Source organism: Polaromonas sp. (genome assembly GCF_010365105.1).
GTDB lineage: Bacteria > Pseudomonadota > Gammaproteobacteria > Burkholderiales > Burkholderiaceae_C > Polaromonas.
Genome location: NZ_JAAFGZ010000054.1, coordinates 1 through 15128, shown reverse-complemented (window position 1 = coordinate 15128; position 15128 = coordinate 1). Strand labels below are relative to the sequence as shown.

At 62.4% G+C, this 15128-nt stretch carries 17 protein-coding genes; 8 read left to right on the top strand and 9 right to left on the bottom strand.

The genetic code is table 11. The features are described from left to right. Positions 1–143: 143 nt before the first annotated feature. From xth to GZ092_RS20535, 4 genes are read right to left on the bottom strand one after another with little or no spacing between them, the layout of a single operon-like run. Complete coding sequence (xth, locus tag GZ092_RS20550; protein ID WP_293639137.1) at positions 144–926, bottom strand: exodeoxyribonuclease III; 783 nt, start codon at positions 924–926, stop codon at positions 144–146. Positions 927–937: 11 nt separating this feature from the next. Continuing rightward, positions 938–1972: a nitronate monooxygenase gene (locus tag GZ092_RS20545; protein WP_293639135.1), complete on the bottom strand. Its 1035-nt coding sequence runs from the start codon at positions 1970–1972 to the stop codon at positions 938–940. Beyond that, entirely contained in the window at positions 1969–2463 is a 495-nt protein-coding gene (locus GZ092_RS20540) for a dihydrofolate reductase (protein ID WP_293639139.1), read from the bottom strand. The genes GZ092_RS20545 and GZ092_RS20540 overlap by 4 nt, the downstream gene beginning before the upstream one ends. Positions 2464–2483: 20 nt before the next feature. Next, positions 2484–3314 (bottom strand): thymidylate synthase, encoded by an 831-nt coding sequence (locus tag GZ092_RS20535; RefSeq protein ID WP_293639133.1) that lies wholly within the window; start codon positions 3312–3314, stop codon positions 2484–2486. 126 nt (positions 3315–3440) lie between these two features. Here GZ092_RS20535 and GZ092_RS20530 point away from each other — a divergent pair, with 126 nt between their 5' ends. Then, positions 3441–3866: a hypothetical protein gene (locus GZ092_RS20530; RefSeq protein WP_293639132.1), complete on the top strand. Its 426-nt coding sequence runs from the start codon at positions 3441–3443 to the stop codon at positions 3864–3866. Between the two features lie 50 nt (positions 3867–3916). Here GZ092_RS20530 and GZ092_RS20525 read toward each other — a convergent pair whose 3' ends face one another. Together GZ092_RS20525 and GZ092_RS20520 are read right to left on the bottom strand one after the other, a co-directional pair. Further along, positions 3917–5338 (bottom strand): FAD-binding oxidoreductase, encoded by a 1422-nt coding sequence (locus GZ092_RS20525; RefSeq protein WP_293639131.1) that lies wholly within the window; start codon positions 5336–5338, stop codon positions 3917–3919. Then, positions 5335–5724 (bottom strand): DUF2069 domain-containing protein, encoded by a 390-nt coding sequence (locus tag GZ092_RS20520; RefSeq protein ID WP_293639130.1) that lies wholly within the window; start codon positions 5722–5724, stop codon positions 5335–5337. Before GZ092_RS20520 ends, GZ092_RS20525 begins: the two co-directional genes overlap by 4 nt. 34 nt (positions 5725–5758) lie before the next feature. Between GZ092_RS20520 and GZ092_RS20515 the strand changes: the two genes are divergently transcribed. The 4 genes from GZ092_RS20515 (at position 5759) to GZ092_RS20500 (ending at position 9452) form a co-directional block, all read left to right on the top strand. Then, the gene (locus tag GZ092_RS20515; RefSeq protein ID WP_293639129.1) at positions 5759–6973 is read left to right on the top strand and encodes a YihY family inner membrane protein; all 1215 of its coding nucleotides are present in this window, start codon (positions 5759–5761) and stop codon (positions 6971–6973) included. Between the two features lie 89 nt (positions 6974–7062). Further along, positions 7063–7470, top strand: coding sequence for a thioredoxin family protein (locus GZ092_RS20510; RefSeq protein WP_293639128.1), 408 nt, complete (start codon positions 7063–7065; stop codon positions 7468–7470). A gap of 173 nt (positions 7471–7643) precedes the next feature. Continuing rightward, a complete protein-coding gene (locus GZ092_RS20505; protein ID WP_293639126.1) occupies positions 7644–9035 on the top strand; it encodes an FAD-binding oxidoreductase in 1392 nt (463 codons plus the stop codon). A gap of 123 nt (positions 9036–9158) precedes the next feature. Continuing rightward, positions 9159–9452, top strand: coding sequence for a GYD domain-containing protein (locus GZ092_RS20500; protein WP_293639124.1), 294 nt, complete (start codon positions 9159–9161; stop codon positions 9450–9452). Between the two features lie 129 nt (positions 9453–9581). On the opposite strand, the gene GZ092_RS20495 is transcribed toward GZ092_RS20500, so the two are convergent. From GZ092_RS20495 to GZ092_RS20485, 3 genes are read right to left on the bottom strand one after another with little or no spacing between them, the layout of a single operon-like run. Next, positions 9582–9848, bottom strand: a complete 267-nt coding sequence (locus GZ092_RS20495; protein ID WP_293639122.1) for a TIGR03643 family protein — start codon at positions 9846–9848, stop codon at positions 9582–9584. Between the two features lie 2 nt (positions 9849–9850). Then, positions 9851–10669 (bottom strand): alpha/beta hydrolase, encoded by an 819-nt coding sequence (locus GZ092_RS20490; RefSeq protein ID WP_293639120.1) that lies wholly within the window; start codon positions 10667–10669, stop codon positions 9851–9853. 2 nt (positions 10670–10671) lie between these two features. Then, complete coding sequence (locus GZ092_RS20485; RefSeq protein ID WP_293639119.1) at positions 10672–11973, bottom strand: O-acetylhomoserine aminocarboxypropyltransferase; 1302 nt, start codon at positions 11971–11973, stop codon at positions 10672–10674. Positions 11974–12221: 248 nt separating this feature from the next. Between GZ092_RS20485 and GZ092_RS20480 the strand changes: the two genes are divergently transcribed. The 3 genes from GZ092_RS20480 (at position 12222) to GZ092_RS20470 (ending at position 14961) form a co-directional block, all read left to right on the top strand. Further along, positions 12222–12677 carry a CBS domain-containing protein gene (locus GZ092_RS20480; RefSeq protein ID WP_293639118.1) on the top strand — a complete coding sequence of 152 codons (456 nt, stop codon included), beginning with the start codon at positions 12222–12224 and terminating at the stop codon, positions 12675–12677. A 51-nt stretch (positions 12678–12728) separates the two neighbouring features. Beyond that, a complete protein-coding gene (aroC, locus tag GZ092_RS20475) occupies positions 12729–13826 on the top strand; it encodes a chorismate synthase (RefSeq protein ID WP_293639117.1) in 1098 nt (365 codons plus the stop codon). Positions 13827–13947: 121 nt separating this feature from the next. After that, positions 13948–14961, top strand: a complete 1014-nt coding sequence (locus tag GZ092_RS20470; RefSeq protein WP_293639116.1) for an SDR family oxidoreductase — start codon at positions 13948–13950, stop codon at positions 14959–14961. The last annotated feature ends 167 nt before the right edge of the window (positions 14962–15128 follow it).

The window sequence follows — 15128 nt, the reverse complement described above, 5'->3', positions numbered from 1 at the left end:
GCCGGCAATGCTGCCCGGGCTGCTGCGGGCACTGGTAAGCACCAAGCCGTTGCCATTGAAGGTGTTGCGAGTCTGAGGTAAGTCGCTAATCAGGTAAATAAGGCTGTTTGCGCAGGCTGGGTTTGCGTAAGCAGCTATATTTTTTATAGTGGAGCGAGTTCCACCACGACGGGCACATGGTCGCTGGGCCGTTCGTTCTTGCGTGGCAGCTTGTCGATCACGCAACTGGCTACCCGTTGCTTGAGTGGCTCGCTGACCAGGATGTGGTCGATCCGCAGGCCCCGGTTGCGCCGGAAGGCCATTTCGCGGTAGTCCCACCAGGAATAGCTTTTCTCCGGCTGGTCGAACAGGCGGAAGGCATCCGTCAGGCCTAACTTGATCAGCGCCTGAAAATGCAGTCGCTCCTCGCTGGTGTGGTGAATGGTTTCGCGCAGTCCTTCGGGGTCAAAGCTGTCGCGGTCATCGGCGGTAATGTTGAAGTCGCCCAGCAGCACGAGATTGGGGTGCGTGGCCAGTTCGTCCCGCAGCCAGTTTCGCAGGCCTTCCAGCCACTTCATCTTGTAGTCGAACTTCTCGCTGCCCAGCGACTGGCCGTTGACGAAATAGCCGTTCACCACGCGCACCTCGCCGCCGGCCATGTCCACCGTCGCGGCAATGACGCGCGACTGCTCGTCGGTGAAGCCGACGATGTTTTTGACGATGTCGCGCGCCGGCGTGCGGCTCAGGATGGCGACGCCGTTGTAGGTTTTCTGGCCGAACACGGCGCTCTGGTAGCCGGCGGCCTCAAGCGCGGCCAGCGGAAACTTGTCGTCGCTGAGCTTGAGTTCCTGCAGGCACAGCACATCGACCGGATTGGCGGCAAGCCAGTCGAGCACCTGCGGCAGGCGAACGGTCAGGGAATTGACATTCCAGGTAGCAATTTTCATGGTTTTTGGTGTCAGTTCGCGGCGAGCAGTCGTGTCAATTCAGCGGCAGCAATTTCGCGGCAACCGCTCGTGTTTTGGCCTGCCCAGAGGCTGGAAAAATCATCGCGGCCGAGCTTTTCGGCGGCGGCTTTCAAGGGCATCAGGGCGGATGTTGCCAGCGGAAAAGCCGGTGGCGCGCCGCTCAGTGGGCCCAGTTCGCGCATCAGCCGGTTGTACATGCCACGCGCCGGGCGGCCAGTGAGCAAGTTGGTGAGCGCAGTATGTTCTGCCCGTTCGCTTTTCAGCGCAGCGCGGTGCAGCGCCGTGGTGGTGGCCTCGTGGCACAGCAGGTAGGACGTGCCGACCTGCACGCCAGCGGCCCCCAGTGCCAGCGCGGCTTTCACCCCGTGTGCGTCGGCAATGCCGCCGGCCGCGATCACCGGCACACGCACGGCACGCAGCACCTGCGGCAGCAGCGCCATGGTGCCGACCTGCGTCGTCAGGTCCTCGCTCAGAAATAGCCCGCGATGGCCGCCGGCCTCAAGGCCCTGGGCAATGATGGCGTCAGCACCGTTTGCTTCCAGCCAGCGTGCTTCCGCCACGGTGGTGGCCGAAGAGATCACCTTCGCGCCCCAGGACTTCACGCGATGCAGCAGTTCCGGCGAAGGCAGGCCGAAATGAAAGCTCACGACGGGTGGCTTGAAAGCCTCCAGCAGATCGGCAAGTTTGCTGCTGAAAGGTGCCCGCCCGCCGCCGGCCGACACCGAGTCGGGGTCGATGCCAAATTCAGCGTAATAGGGCGCGAGTGCGGAGCGCCATTTGGCATCGCGGGCCGCGTCGGGCACGGCGGGCGTGTGGCAGAAGAAGTTGACGTTGTAAGGCCGCCGGGTCTGTGCGGTGATGGCCGCCAGCTCTGCGCGAAGGGACTCCGGCGTCAGCATGGCGCAGGGCAGCGAGCCCAGGCCGCCAGCGTTCGACACGGCAATCGCCAGCGCGCTGGACTGCACGCCGGCCATGGGCGCTTGAATAATGGGCAACTCGATGCCGAAAAAGTTCTGGATGTTCATGCGCCGGCCTTTTCAAACGTCACGAAGCTGAAGGGCAGGCCATTGCCCGACACATGCGCTTTACGCGCAGTTTCCTGCCATGCGCCGCTCAATGACGGTGCAAACGCATCGCCGTCAAAGTCCTGGGCAATTTCAGTCACTTCAATGCGCTCGGCCAGCGGTTCGGCTTGCGCATAGATTTGCGCGCCACCGATGACCCAGACTTCTTCGGACTGCTGGCAGAGCTTGAGCGCCGCGTCCAGGCTGGCAGCGGTCAGCGCGCCAGCTTGTTGCCAGTCCGGCTGCCGCGTGATGACGATATTGGTGCGGCCGGGCAGGGGGCGAAAACGGGGCGGCAATGAATCCCAGGTCTTGCGGCCCATGATGACGGGCCAGCCCTGCGTCAGCCGCTTGAAGTGCGCCAGGTCTTCGGGCAAATGCCAGGGCATGGCGTTGTCCTTGCCGATCACGCCGTTGGCGGCACGGGCGTAAATCAGGCTGATGCGGGGCATCGGCATTTGCGGCGCGGCCATCAGACGGCCACCGGCGCCTTGATGGCCGGGTGGTGTTGATAGTCCAAAAATTCAAAATCTTCAAACTGGTAGTCAAAGATGGAGTCGGGCTTGCGCTTGATGTTGAGCGTCGGATAAGCAAACGGCGCGCGGCTCAGTTGCAGGGCTACCTGCTCGGCGTGGTTGCTGTAGATATGGCAGTCGCCGCCGGTCCAGATGAAGTCGCCCACGTCCAGGTCGCATTGCTGCGCCACCATGTGTGTGAGCAGCGCATAACTGGCAATGTTGAAAGGCACGCCGAGGAAAATGTCGGCGCTGCGCTGGTACAGCTGGCAGCTGAGCCGGCCCTTGCCGCCGGGCTCGGTGGCAGGGGCGACGTAGAACTGGAACAGCGCGTGGCAGGGCATCAGCGCCATCTTGTCCAGTTCGGCGACGTTCCAGGCGCTGACGATGATGCGGCGCGAGTCGGGGTTGGTCTTGAGCGTCTTGATGACTTCGGCGATCTGGTCGATATGGCCGCCATCCGGCGTTGGCCAGCTGCGCCACTGCACACCGTAGACCGGCCCCAGGTCGCCGTCCTCGCGCGCCCATTCGTTCCAGATCGTCACGCCGCGCTCGGTCAGCCAGTGGTTGCTGCTGGAGCCGGTCAGGAACCACAGCAGTTCCTGGATGATCGACTTGACGTGAACCTTTTTGGTCGTGACCAGCGGAAAGCCTTCGTTCAAATCGAAGCGCATCTGGTGGCCGAACACGCTTTTCGTTCCGGTGCCGGTGCGGTCAGGCTTGAAAACGCCTTGCGTGTCCACAAGGCGCATCAGGTCTTCGTATTGGGAGCGGGTAGGGCGGGTCATGACAAGGCGGTAGGTAAATCAGAGGGCAGGCCGACCAGGCGGCAGAGGGTCGCCAATTATGCCCGTCGCCCATCTGGCCGTGATGCTGCGAAGACTCGCCTTTGCTGGCGCGGGTATTATGTTTTGATGACTGCTTCCTCAAAAAAACCCTCAACCTCTGTGGCGGCAAAGCGTGCCGCACCCAAGCTTTTGAAGAAGGAAAAACCTACCGTTGAAGAAAGCCCCGAACACTTCGTCCGCGTGGTTTTTTCGCAGGCGATGAACAACAAAGCCCTTGCGGTGCTCGCCAGGGTTGAGAATTCGCCAGACCCGGTTCAGCACCGCGATGAACTCGCCAACCTGGTGGTCGAGCTGACCAACGCCGGCATGGACTACTGCTTTATCGCGCAACTCAGGCTGGCAAATCCGGGCTTCATCACCCAGCAGTCCGCCAATCTGGGCATGGCCGGTGCGTTGAAGGTTCTGGGCTCCGTGTTGAACAGCATCATTGGCCGAATGGACAAGGCCCAGCTGCTGTCGGTTTGCGGCTCGATTCGACACCTCATGCACTGAGTCGGTTCGGCGTTAACTTCGATGCCGCAGGGTTTTCGTCGGCCTCCAAATCAAAGCTTCACGATCCGCCCCGGATTCATGATGTTCTGCGGGTCCAGTCCGAGCTTGATGGCGCGCATCATCGACAGCGCGACCGGCGACTTGTAAGCGGGAAGCTTGTCGGTTTTCAGGCTGCCCACGCCGTGTTCGGCCGAAATCGAGCCGTCAAAACGCGCCACCGAGTCATACACCAGCGTATTGACTTCGTCTTCGCGGTCGCGCAGGAAGGCTTTGGCGTCGCTGCCTTCGGGCGCCTGCACGTTGTAGTGCAGGTTGCCATCGCCCAGGTGGCCGAAGTTGACCAACCGCACGCCGGCGATGTTTTGCTGCAGCAGCGCATCGGTGGTTTTTACAAATTCTGGAATGCGCGACACGGCAATCGAAATGTCGTGCTTGATGTTCAGGCCTTCCTCGGCCTGTGCCAGCGGAATGCTTTCGCGGATGTGCCAAAGCTGGTGCGCCTGCGCAATGCTTTCGGCCACCACGGCGTCGCTCACGCAGCCGTTTTCAAACGCAGTTTCCAGCAGGCGCTCGAACTGCGAACGCGCATGGGCTTCGGATTCATGGTCGGAATTTTCCAGCAGTACGCACCAGGACGCATCCTTGAACAGCGGCACCCGCAATTGAGGGAAATGCTTGTCCACCAGGCTCAGTGCAAACTGGCCCATCACTTCAAAGCCGGTCAGGCCAGCGCCCAGGTGCTGGTGCGCCAGGCCAAGCAGCGTCACGGCCGCGTCCATCGATGGCAGGGCAGCCCACGCGGTCAGCCGCGCGGCGGGCTGGGGATAGAGCTTGAGCGTGGCGGCGGTGATGATGCCGAGCGTGCCTTCGCTGCCAACGAACAGGTCCGTCAGGTCGTAGCCGGTGTTGTCCTTGCGCAGGCCCGACAGGCCGTGCCAGATCTCGCCTTGCGCATTGACCACTTCGAGCCCCAGGCACAGGTCGCGCGCATTGCCGTAGCGCAGCACCTGCGTGCCGCCGGCATTGCTGGCCAGGTTGCCGCCAATGGTGCAGCTGCCTTCGGCGGCCAGGCTCAATGGAAACAGGAAGCCGGCTTTTTCAGCCGCCTGCTGCAGGTTTTGCAGGACACAGCCGGCCTCGACGGTGACGGTCAGGTTGGCAGCGTCGATGGCGCGCACCACGTTCATGCGCTGCAGGCTCAGCACCACCTGCGTGCCGGATTCGTCAGGCACCGAACCAACCGCCAGGCCGGTGTTGCCGCCCTGCGGCACCAGGCTGGTGCCGGCATCAGCACAGGCCTTGACGATGGCCGCCACCTCCTGCACGCTGGCCGGACGCACCACGGCCAGTGCCTTGCCCTGCGCGCGCTTGCGCCAGTCCTGGGTATAGGCGCTCAGGTCGCCGTCACACAGGACATGGGGCGAACCGGTGATCTGGCGCAGGGTGTCGAGAAGCTCGGGTTGTGTGGTCATGGTGCGGTGTCGCCAGCAAGGGCAGCAGGAGGCAGGTTTTTGAAGCGCAAGCGCACATGCTGCGCGCAGGCAATGAACAGCAGCAGGCACAGCAGCACTTCCCCCATCGCCAGGTAGTTGCCCGGCGCGCGGTCGCTCCAGGCGCGCACCACGCCCTCGGTGAAGTACAGCCAGACCATCAGGCTGACCCATCGGTAGGTGTACATGCGGTTCTTCCAGATGCCGGCCAGCGGAATGACCAGCGGCAGCACCTTGAGCGCCAGCAGCGAGCCACCCGGGCGTATCGGCGCGAGCCACATTTCCCAGGCCAGGCCCAGCACAATCAGTCCGGCCAGGCTGCCCAGAGCCAGCAGGCGTGTCATTTCAATTTGGTTTGCTTTGTTCATCTTGGTCTTTGAGGGCAGTGGCATGATACCGGGGATGAAATTTCCGCCCTCGCTTGAGGCCTTGCTCGCCGACTTGTCGCACTTTCCGTGGCGCGACACCGCCATCACCCTGCGCAACCGCTTCCGTGAAGACCGCATGGGGCTGACCGCCAGCAGCCTGACCTTCACCACGTCGATTGCGCTGGTGCCCTTTTTCACGGTGGCGCTGGCTGTATTCACGGCATTCCCGATGTTTTCCACGCTGCAGGCAGCGCTGCAGGCCTGGCTGGTGAGAAGCCTGATTCCCGACAATATCTCTCGTCAGGTGCTGGGCTACCTGACGCAGTTCAGCGGTGAAGCCAGCAAGCTTGGCGGCGCCGGTCTGGCGGTGCTGCTGGTCACGGCGATTGCGCTGATCCTGACCATCGACCGCACGCTCAACAGTATCTGGCGCGTGCGCAAGCCCCGGCCGCTGGCGCAGCGGGTGCTGATTTACTGGGCGGCCATCACGCTCGGGCCGTTGGTACTGGGCGCCAGCCTGGCGGTGACGTCGTATGTGGTGTCGGCCTCCAGCGGCCTGGTCGGCGTCCTGCCGGTCAGCGTGCGCTTCGTGCTGGATGTGGCGCAGTTTTTCCTGGTGGCCGGCGGCATGGCTGCGCTGTACCGGTATGTGCCCAACACCTATGTCAAATGGGGCCACGCCTTTGCCGGTGGCCTGTTCGTGGCGGCGGGGCTGGAGATCGGCAAGAAAGTCCTTGGCGCCTACCTGACGGCGGTACCGACCTATTCGATGGTGTATGGCGCCTTTGCGGCGTTGCCGATCCTGCTGGTGTGGATTTACGTCTCCTGGGTGATCGTGCTGATGGGCGCGGTCATTAGCGCTTACCTGCCCAGCCTTCTGGCCGGCGTTACGCGTCGCGGCAGCGCCCATGGCTGGCAGTTCCAGCTGGCGATTGAAATCCTGCAACTGCTGGACAAAGCGCGAACCACCGCACGCATGGGTGTCAGTGCCTCGCAACTGGCCGAGTCGCTGGAGATTGACGTGCTGCAATTCGAGCCGGTACTTGAAACGCTGGTGGAACTGGACTGGATTGGCCAGCTCAATGATGCAGAAGGAAAAACAGAGTCGCGCTACCTGCTGCTGGCCGATCCGGAAACCACCCGGCTGGAGCCGCTGATGCAGAACCTGCTTCTTGATGCCGCGCCGTCTCTTAATAATTTATGGAAAAAAGCCTGCTGGCCTTCTCTCAAGCTGCGTGATGCGCTATGAAAAAAAGAGCGGCCTGATGTGCTTTCCTGCCTGTCCGATAACTGCTGCGCGTTGGGCGCTGTCCTTCCCTTTTCAATCCTGTCCCTGCCATGTCCCCTTTGTCTGCCGCTGATCTTTCCGTGCCCGCTGCGAGCCCCATGGCCTGGGTAGTCTGCCTGTGTGCCGACTGGTGCGGCCTATGCCGTGATTACGAAACCCTTTTTACCCAGATGGCCGCGCGCTACCCGGCGTTCAGGTTCGCCTGGCTGGACATTGAAGACCAGGCCGAGCTGCTCGGCGAACTGGATGTGGAAACTTTTCCAACCTTGTTGATGGCCGATGCGCAAGGTCTGCGGTTTTTTGGCCCGCTCACGCCGCAGGCCCATACCTTGTCGCGGCTGCTGGATTCGCTGCAAAGTGCAAGCCTGCAGGTGGCGCCCCTGTCGTTGGCGACACGGCAATTGCTCGCCGCCCTGCAAGCCGCGCCTGAACACTGGATCAAGGCTTCAGACATGTAAATCCAGGTAAGGCCGATGTCCGATTGGCAGCAGCCCTTGCACCGGGCTGCCGGCAGTGCTAAACCTGTCAACGGCGAATCTGCTCACGCAAGTGACCCGGAAAGCCGGTCGGTTTTACCCGTGGGTGTTGTGTGATGCGTGTTGTCCGCCAGCGCACAAGGAAGGACACAACCATGAAAAACCTGCAATCCGCGCAAATCGAAGTGCTTAAACAAGGCGTCCAGGGAGCGGTCATTCCTGCCGGCGACGCGGCCTATGACAGCGCCCGCAAGGTCTGGAACGCGATGATCGACAGGCACCCCGCCGCCATCGTCCGCTGCGCCGCAACGGCTGACGTGGTCCATGCGGTGAATTTCGCCAGAGACCAGGGGCTGCCGCTGGCCGTTCGCGGCGGCGGACACAACATTGCCGGCAGCGCGGTGTGCGACGACGGCATCGTCATAGACTTGTCGCAGATGAAGGCCGTGCAGGTCGATGCCCCCGCGCGGCGCGCCCATGTCGACGGCGGCGCCACGCTGGCCGACTTCGACGCCGCCGCGCAGGCGCACGGCCTTGTGACGCCGCTGGGCATCAACTCGACCACCGGCGTGGCTGGCCTGACGCTGGGCGGCGGCTTCGGCTGGCTCAGCCGGAAGTACGGCATGACCGTCGACAGCCTGGCGTCGGCCGACGTGGTAACCGCCGCCGGCGAGGTGCTGCACGCCAGCGCCACCGAGCAGCCCGACCTGTTCTGGGCGCTGCGCGGCGGCAGCGGCAATTTTGGCGTCGTGACGCAATTTGACTTTCACCTGCATCCGGTCGGCCCCCAGGTGCTGGCCGGCCTGATCGTTTTTCCGTTTGCCGAGGCGAAAGCGGTGCTGCGGCAGTACCGCGAATTTGCCGCGCAGGCGCCCGACGAGCTGTCGGTGTGGACGGTGATGCGCAAGGCGCCGCCGCTGCCTTTCCTGCCGCAAAGCGTCCATGGGCAGGAGGTGGTCGTGCTGGCGCTGCTGTACGCCGGCGACCCGGCCCAGGGCGAATCGCTCGTCAAGCCGCTGCACGCATTTGGCACGCTGCTGGGCGCGCATGTTGGCGTCATGCCCTATGTGGACTGGCAAAAAGCCTTCGACCCGCTGCTGACGCCCGGTGCCCGCAACTACTGGAAATCGCACAATTTTTCGGAACTCCCGGACGGGCTGTTCGATGCCGTCATCTCCGCCATCGGGACGCTGCCGTCGCCGCAGTGCGAGATATTCTTTGGCGCTATTGGCGGCGCCACCACGCGGCCCGCGCCTGACGCCGCCGCCTATGCCCACCGGGACGCGCGCTTCGTCATGAACGTTCACGGCCGCTGGGACGACGCTGCCGATGATGCGCGCTGCATGGCCTGGGCGCGCGACTTCTTCAAGGCCTCGGCGCACTTTGCCAGCGGCGGCGTGTACGTCAATTTCCTGACCGACGACGAGGGCGACCGGGTGAAGGCCGCCTATGGCCAGAACTACGAGCGGCTGGCGCAGGTCAAGCGCCGCTACGACCCGGACAATTTGTTCAGCACCAACCAGAACATCCGGCCCGCCTCGGCGTAACCCTGGCGCTTGCAGGTGCCGGGCGCGTTCTGAAGATTCTTGTGGGGTGTTTGCTTCGGCCGGCGTTTCGGGACCGCCGCTGGCCTGTGGATGCCGGAGGTCTCGCTGACCGGAAGAAAAACCATGAAAACCTATATTGCCCTTTGCCATTTCACCGACCAGGGAATGCACAGCGTCAAGGACACGACGAAACGCGCCGATGCGGTCAGGGAACTGGCCAAAAAATTTGGCGCCAGCATGAGCCAGCTCTACTGGACATCGGGCCGGTATGACCTGGTGGCGGTCATCGAAGCCGACGATGAGGAGTCCGCCAACGCGTTCGGCCTGAGCATAGGCGTTGCTGGCAACATCCGGACCGAGATGCTGCGGGCGTTTTCAAAAGACGAAATGAACGCCATTCTGGGCAAGATGGCTTGAGGCGCGCTGGCAGGCCGTCAAAGATCTGTTTTATGCATTAAAAAGCCTTATTGCGCTTGTCAGGAAAGCATTATTAGCTATTTAATTTATAGCAAAAATGTTTGTTGTTCCATCAGCCGGTTCTGGCATTCATGCCTGGCGCGTATGGCTCGCCCGGTGCCGCGTCACTTCAGGCCTGCGCAGGGCCGCGTGCTTGGTCGCCCGGCCGGTCACCCGTTCGCGCCACATTTTGAACGACGAGCGCTTGAGCTGGCGGCGCATCAGGGCAATGACCGCCGGCTCATTCAGGCCGAACTGCACGGCGATGGACTCAAAGGGCGTGCGGTCTTCCCACGCCATTTCGATGATGCGCGAGATGTCGCCAGCGTCGGGCGGCAGGGGAGGGGTTGGGGACATGTTCATATTTTCAAGAAGTCACGAATCGCAAACAGTGTCGCATCTGGCGCTTCGGTCATCTGGTGATGACCTACCGACAGGTTGGTGACCTGAACCACCTTGCCCGATGTACGGGCCGCTTTGACCAAGCCCTGCGCGGCTTTGGGTTGCGTCATCTGGTCCTGTTCCCCGAGCACAAACAGCACTGGGCAGGTGATGGCCTGAATTGCGGCTTCGCCGCTGGCATAACTGTCGCAGGCCTTGAAGCCCCGGTGGAACACGTTGACCTGGGCGTTGCTGGCCAGCACGCGTCGGCCCAGCGCCATGCTCGCGCCATACACCCAGGTGCCCGGGCCCAGTGCCGAGGGCGGTGGCGCCAGTGTGCTGCGGGAGAACACGTTGACGAGCGTCAGCGCTTTCATCGGCTCGTTGAGCGCAGCGTCCAGCAGCGCGGGCGACACCTTCATTGGAAACGCCGTGCCGACCAGCACCAGGTGGCTGATGCGGTCTTTCAGATGGGACGCGGCTTCCATCGCAATCAGCGAACCCCAGCTGTGGCCGACCAGTGCGGCGCGCTGCACACCTGCCGCATCAAGCAGTGCGGTAACGAAACCGGCCGCTTCCTCGACCGAGGAGGGCGCTTCGCCTTCGCTGCGGCAGTGGCCGGGCAAATCGACGGCCAGCACGTTCCAGCCGTGGTGCGCCAAGTAGCGGCTTTGCAAGATCCACACGCTGTGGTCGTTCAGCACACCGTGAATAAAGACCACGGTGGGCTGTTTTGCATCGAAAGGCTTGCCGCCGGTGTAGCAATAGGTCTTGGCGCCATTGACGAGCAGTTCCATGGTCAAACCCCCGCTTTCTCGGCGGCTTTCAAGGCGCGCTTGAGGTCGTCGATCAGGTCGTCCGGGTCTTCCAGGCCGATGGACAGGCGGATCGTTCCCTGCGAGATACCGGCGCCCGACAGCGCCTCGTCGCTCATTCGGAAGTGCGTGGTGCTGGCCGGGTGAATCACCAGGCTGCGGCAGTCGCCGACATTGGCCAGGTGGCTGAAGACCTTGAGCGTTTCGACAAAGGCTTTGCCCTGCGCGCGGCTGCCTTTGAGGTCAAAGCTGAACACCGAACCGGCGCCGCGTGGCAACAGTTTTTGGGCCAGCGCATGGCTGGGGTGCGATTCCAGCAGCGGATGGCCGACGCGCGACACGAACGCATGGTTGGCCAGGAATTCAACCACCTTTTCGGTGTTGCTCATGTGGCGCGCCATGCGCAGCGGCAGGGTTTCGATGCCCTGCAATATCAGCCAGGCGGTGTGCGGGCTCATGCAGGCGCCAAAGTCTCGCAGGCCTTCGCGGCGGGCGCGCAGCAAGAAAGCGCCCACCGTGCTTTCCTCGCTGAACACCATGTTGTGAAAGCCGTCATAGGCTTCGGTCAGTTCGGCGAACTTGCCCGATTTGTCCCAGTCGAAGCTGCCGCCATCGACCACCAGCCCGCCAATCACCGTGCCGTGGCCGCTCAAAAATTTGGTGGCCGAGTGGTAGACCAGGTCAGCGCCGTGCTCGAACGGCTTGATGAGCCAGGGCGAGGTCAGCGTCGAATCGACCAGCAACGGCACCTGCGCTTCATGGGCCATGGCCGCCACGGTGGCGATGTCCAGCACTTCAAGACCCGGATTGCCAACGGTTTCACCAAAAAACAGCTTGGTGTTGGGTCGCACCGCCGCGCGCCAGCCGTCGATGTCGCCAGGCTTGACAAAGGTGGTGTCGATGCCGAAACGGCGCATCGTGTAGTGCAGCAGGTTCTGGCTGCCGCCGTACAGCGCTGTGCTGGCGACGATGTGCGAGCCGGCGCCCATCAGCGTGGCAATGCTCAGGTGCAGCGCTGCCTGGCCGCTGGCCGTGGCGATGGCGCCAATACCGCCTTCGAGTGCCGCGATGCGCTCCTCCAGCACCGCGTTGGTCGGGTTGCTGATGCGCGAATAGACATGGCCGGCGCGCTCCAGGTTAAACAGGCTGGCCGCGTGGTCGCTGGACTCGAACACGAACGACGTGGTCAGGTGAATCGGCACGGCGCGCGCGCCGGTCGTCGGGTCGGGGGCTGCGCCTGCGTGCAGCGCCAGGGTGTCGAAACCGGGGTCTGAATAACCGGGCATGAATGGAGTCTCCAGTACAAAAAAGCTGATTTTTCAAGCGCATCCGGCCGCATCCTCGCAAAGGCAAAATGGCTGGGTCAAAGACAGGTTCAAGGACAGATAACGTCGTGATAATCGTTACGCTGGGTAAAAGCATTGTGGGCTATATTCAAAGCCGATTTTCATCCTGAATACCCGTACCGCTTCACGGCGGGAACCTTGAAATACACGCTGGCAGGCGCTGCTGCCAGAATCACCTAGGAAAAACCATGAAGGTAGCAGACATCCTGCGGGTAAAAGGCAACACGCTCTACACCGTCCAGCCTGACGAGCCGCTGGCCAAGGCCGCCGACATCATGGCCGAGAAAGACATCGGCTCGCTGGTCGTCATGGAGCATGGCGACCTGGTCGGCATGCTGACCTTTCGCGAGGTGATTGTCTGCATCGTGAACAATGGCGGCGAAATTGGCCGCACGCTGGTGCGAAAGGCAATGGACGATCACCCCATGACCTGTACGCCTGAAACTGAAATCGACGAGGTGCGCCGCATGATGCTGGAGCGCCACGCACGCTACATGCCGGTGATGAGCCAGCGCATGCTGATGGGCGTGATCAGCTTTTACGACGTGGCCAAGGCCGTGGTGGACAGCCAGAATTTTGAAAACAAGATGCTCAAGGCCTACATCCGTGACTGGCCAGCCGAAAGCGATGCGGATCGTGACTGACACCCTGGTCTGGGTTGAACCCCGTAAAAACCGTCATGGATAATCCCCGCCATGAGCGGCAATACCTTTGGAACCCTATTCGCAGTCACCAACTTTGGTGAATCCCACGGCCCGGCCATTGGCTGCGTGATCGACGGCTGCCCGCCTGGCATGCTGCTGTCCGAGGCCGATATCCAGGGCGACCTGGACCGGCGCCGGCCCGGTACCAGTCGCCACGTCACCCAGCGGAGCGAGCCCGACGCGGTTGAAATCCTGTCAGGCGTGTACCAGGGCTTAACCACCGGCACGCCGATATGCCTCCTGATCAAGAACACCGACCAGCGCAGCAAGGACTACGGCAACATCCTGGACACCTTCCGTCCCGGCCATGCCGACTACACCTACCTGCACAAGTACGGCCTGCGCGACCCGCGCGGCGGCGGCAGGTCGTCGGCCCGGCTGACGGCGCCGATGGTGGCGGCAGGCGCCGTCGCCAAAAAATGGCTGGCTGAGCAATATGGCACCACCTTTCGCGGCTGCATGGCGCAGATCGGAGAGGCGGTGATTCCGTTCGAGTCCTGGGAGCATGTGCCAAACAACCCGTTTTTTGCCCCCAGCGCCGACGTGTCCCACCTTGAAAACTACATGGACGCATTGCGCAAGGCCGGCGATTCGTGCGGCGCACGCATCCGCGTGGTGGCTTCCGGCGTGCCGGTCGGCCTGGGCGAGCCGCTGTTCGACAAGCTCGATGCCGACATAGCCTTTGCCATGATGGGAATCAATGCGGTCAAGGGCGTGGAGATTGGCGCCGGTTTTGGCGCGGTGACGCAGCGCGGCACCACCCACGGTGATTCGCTGACGCCCGAAGGCTTCCTGTCAAACAATGCCGGCGGCGTGCTGGGCGGCATCAGCACCGGTCAGGACCTTGAAGTGTCGATTGCCATCAAGCCGACCAGCTCCATCATCACGCCGCGCCTGTCCATCGACATCAATGGCCAGCCAGCCGAGGTGGTCACCAAGGGCCGGCATGACCCTTGCGTCGGCATCCGCGCCACGCCGATTGCCGAAGCCATGCTGGCACTGGTCGTCATGGAGCATGCCTTGCGCCAGCGCGCGCAGTGCGGCGATGTGAAGGTCAGCACGCCGGACATCATGCGCAGCCGGGCCTGAGCGGGTAAGGTTGACGCTCCAGCCAACGCTGGCAGTTCTGCAGCTGAAGCGGGGAATTGGACTACATCACCGAACAAGTCAGCGCCGTAGATTCAACCTTTTGATCATTCAGGAGGCATTCATGGCAAACAACCCATCGCGTTCATCACCGGAGAACGGCGCTCGGGCCGTCGTTGACAAGCAGCGCAGCATCCAGCAGCAGCAGGACGGCAAGGACGCCGCGAAATCCGAAAAGGCCGGTGGCGCAGAAAGCAAGAAGCAACCCGTCCAGGCCGGCGCGACCGCGCAGCCCGCGCCGCCCTTGCCCGCGCAGCATCTGGAAAAGCCGGGTCTGGAAGCCGACATGCATTTGCAGCCCCGGTTCATGGCCGAGGGCTACAAGGGCAGCGGCAAGCTTGAAGGACTCACCGCGCTGGTGACGGGCGGCGACTCGGGGATTGGCCGGGCGGTGGCGGTGCTGTTTGCCCGTGAAGGCGCCGACGTGGCGATTTTTTACCTGAACGAACATGAGGACGCCGACGAAACCAAACGCTGCATCGAGGCCGAGGGCCAGCGCTGCGTGCTGATGTCCGGCGACGTGAAGGACGCCGCGTTTTGCCGCAAGGTGGTCGAGAAAACCGTCAGTACGTTCGGCAAGCTCGATATTCTGGTGAACAACGCCGCCTTCCAGGAACATGCCGATTCGCTCGAAGACCTGAGCGAAGAACGCTTCGACGAAACCCTGCGCACCAATGTCTATGGCTATTTCCACATGGCCAAGGCCGCCCTGCCGCATTTGAAAAAAGGGTCGTGCATCATCAATACCGGCTCGGTCACAGGGCTGGAAGGCAGTTCCAAACTGCTCGATTACTCGGCAACCAAAGGCGCGATTCATGCCTTCACTAAGGCCTTGGCCAGCAACCTGCTCGACAAGGGCATTCGCGTCAATGCAGTGGCGCCCGGTCCGGTCTGGACACCGCTGAATCCGGCCGACACGGACGCCGGATCGATCCAGAAATTCGGCTCGGCCACCGACATGAAGCGCCCGGCGCAGCCCGAGGAGTTGTCGCCCGCCTATGTGTTCCTGGCCTCGCCCGTGTGCTCCAGCTACATCACCGGCATCGTGCTGCCGGTGACCGGCAGTGTCGGCGCCTGACCCTTGAAAACCATCATTTGATGATGAAAAAGGCCTTTTGCGCTTTATCCGTAAGCACCAGCAGCTATTAATAAGAGCCACTTGCACAATCCAGAAAGTGGTGAATTAGTGGCTTTGCGAAGATGCAAATTTGAGAGGTGAAAGAGTAGGCGCAGCCACTGGGAAGT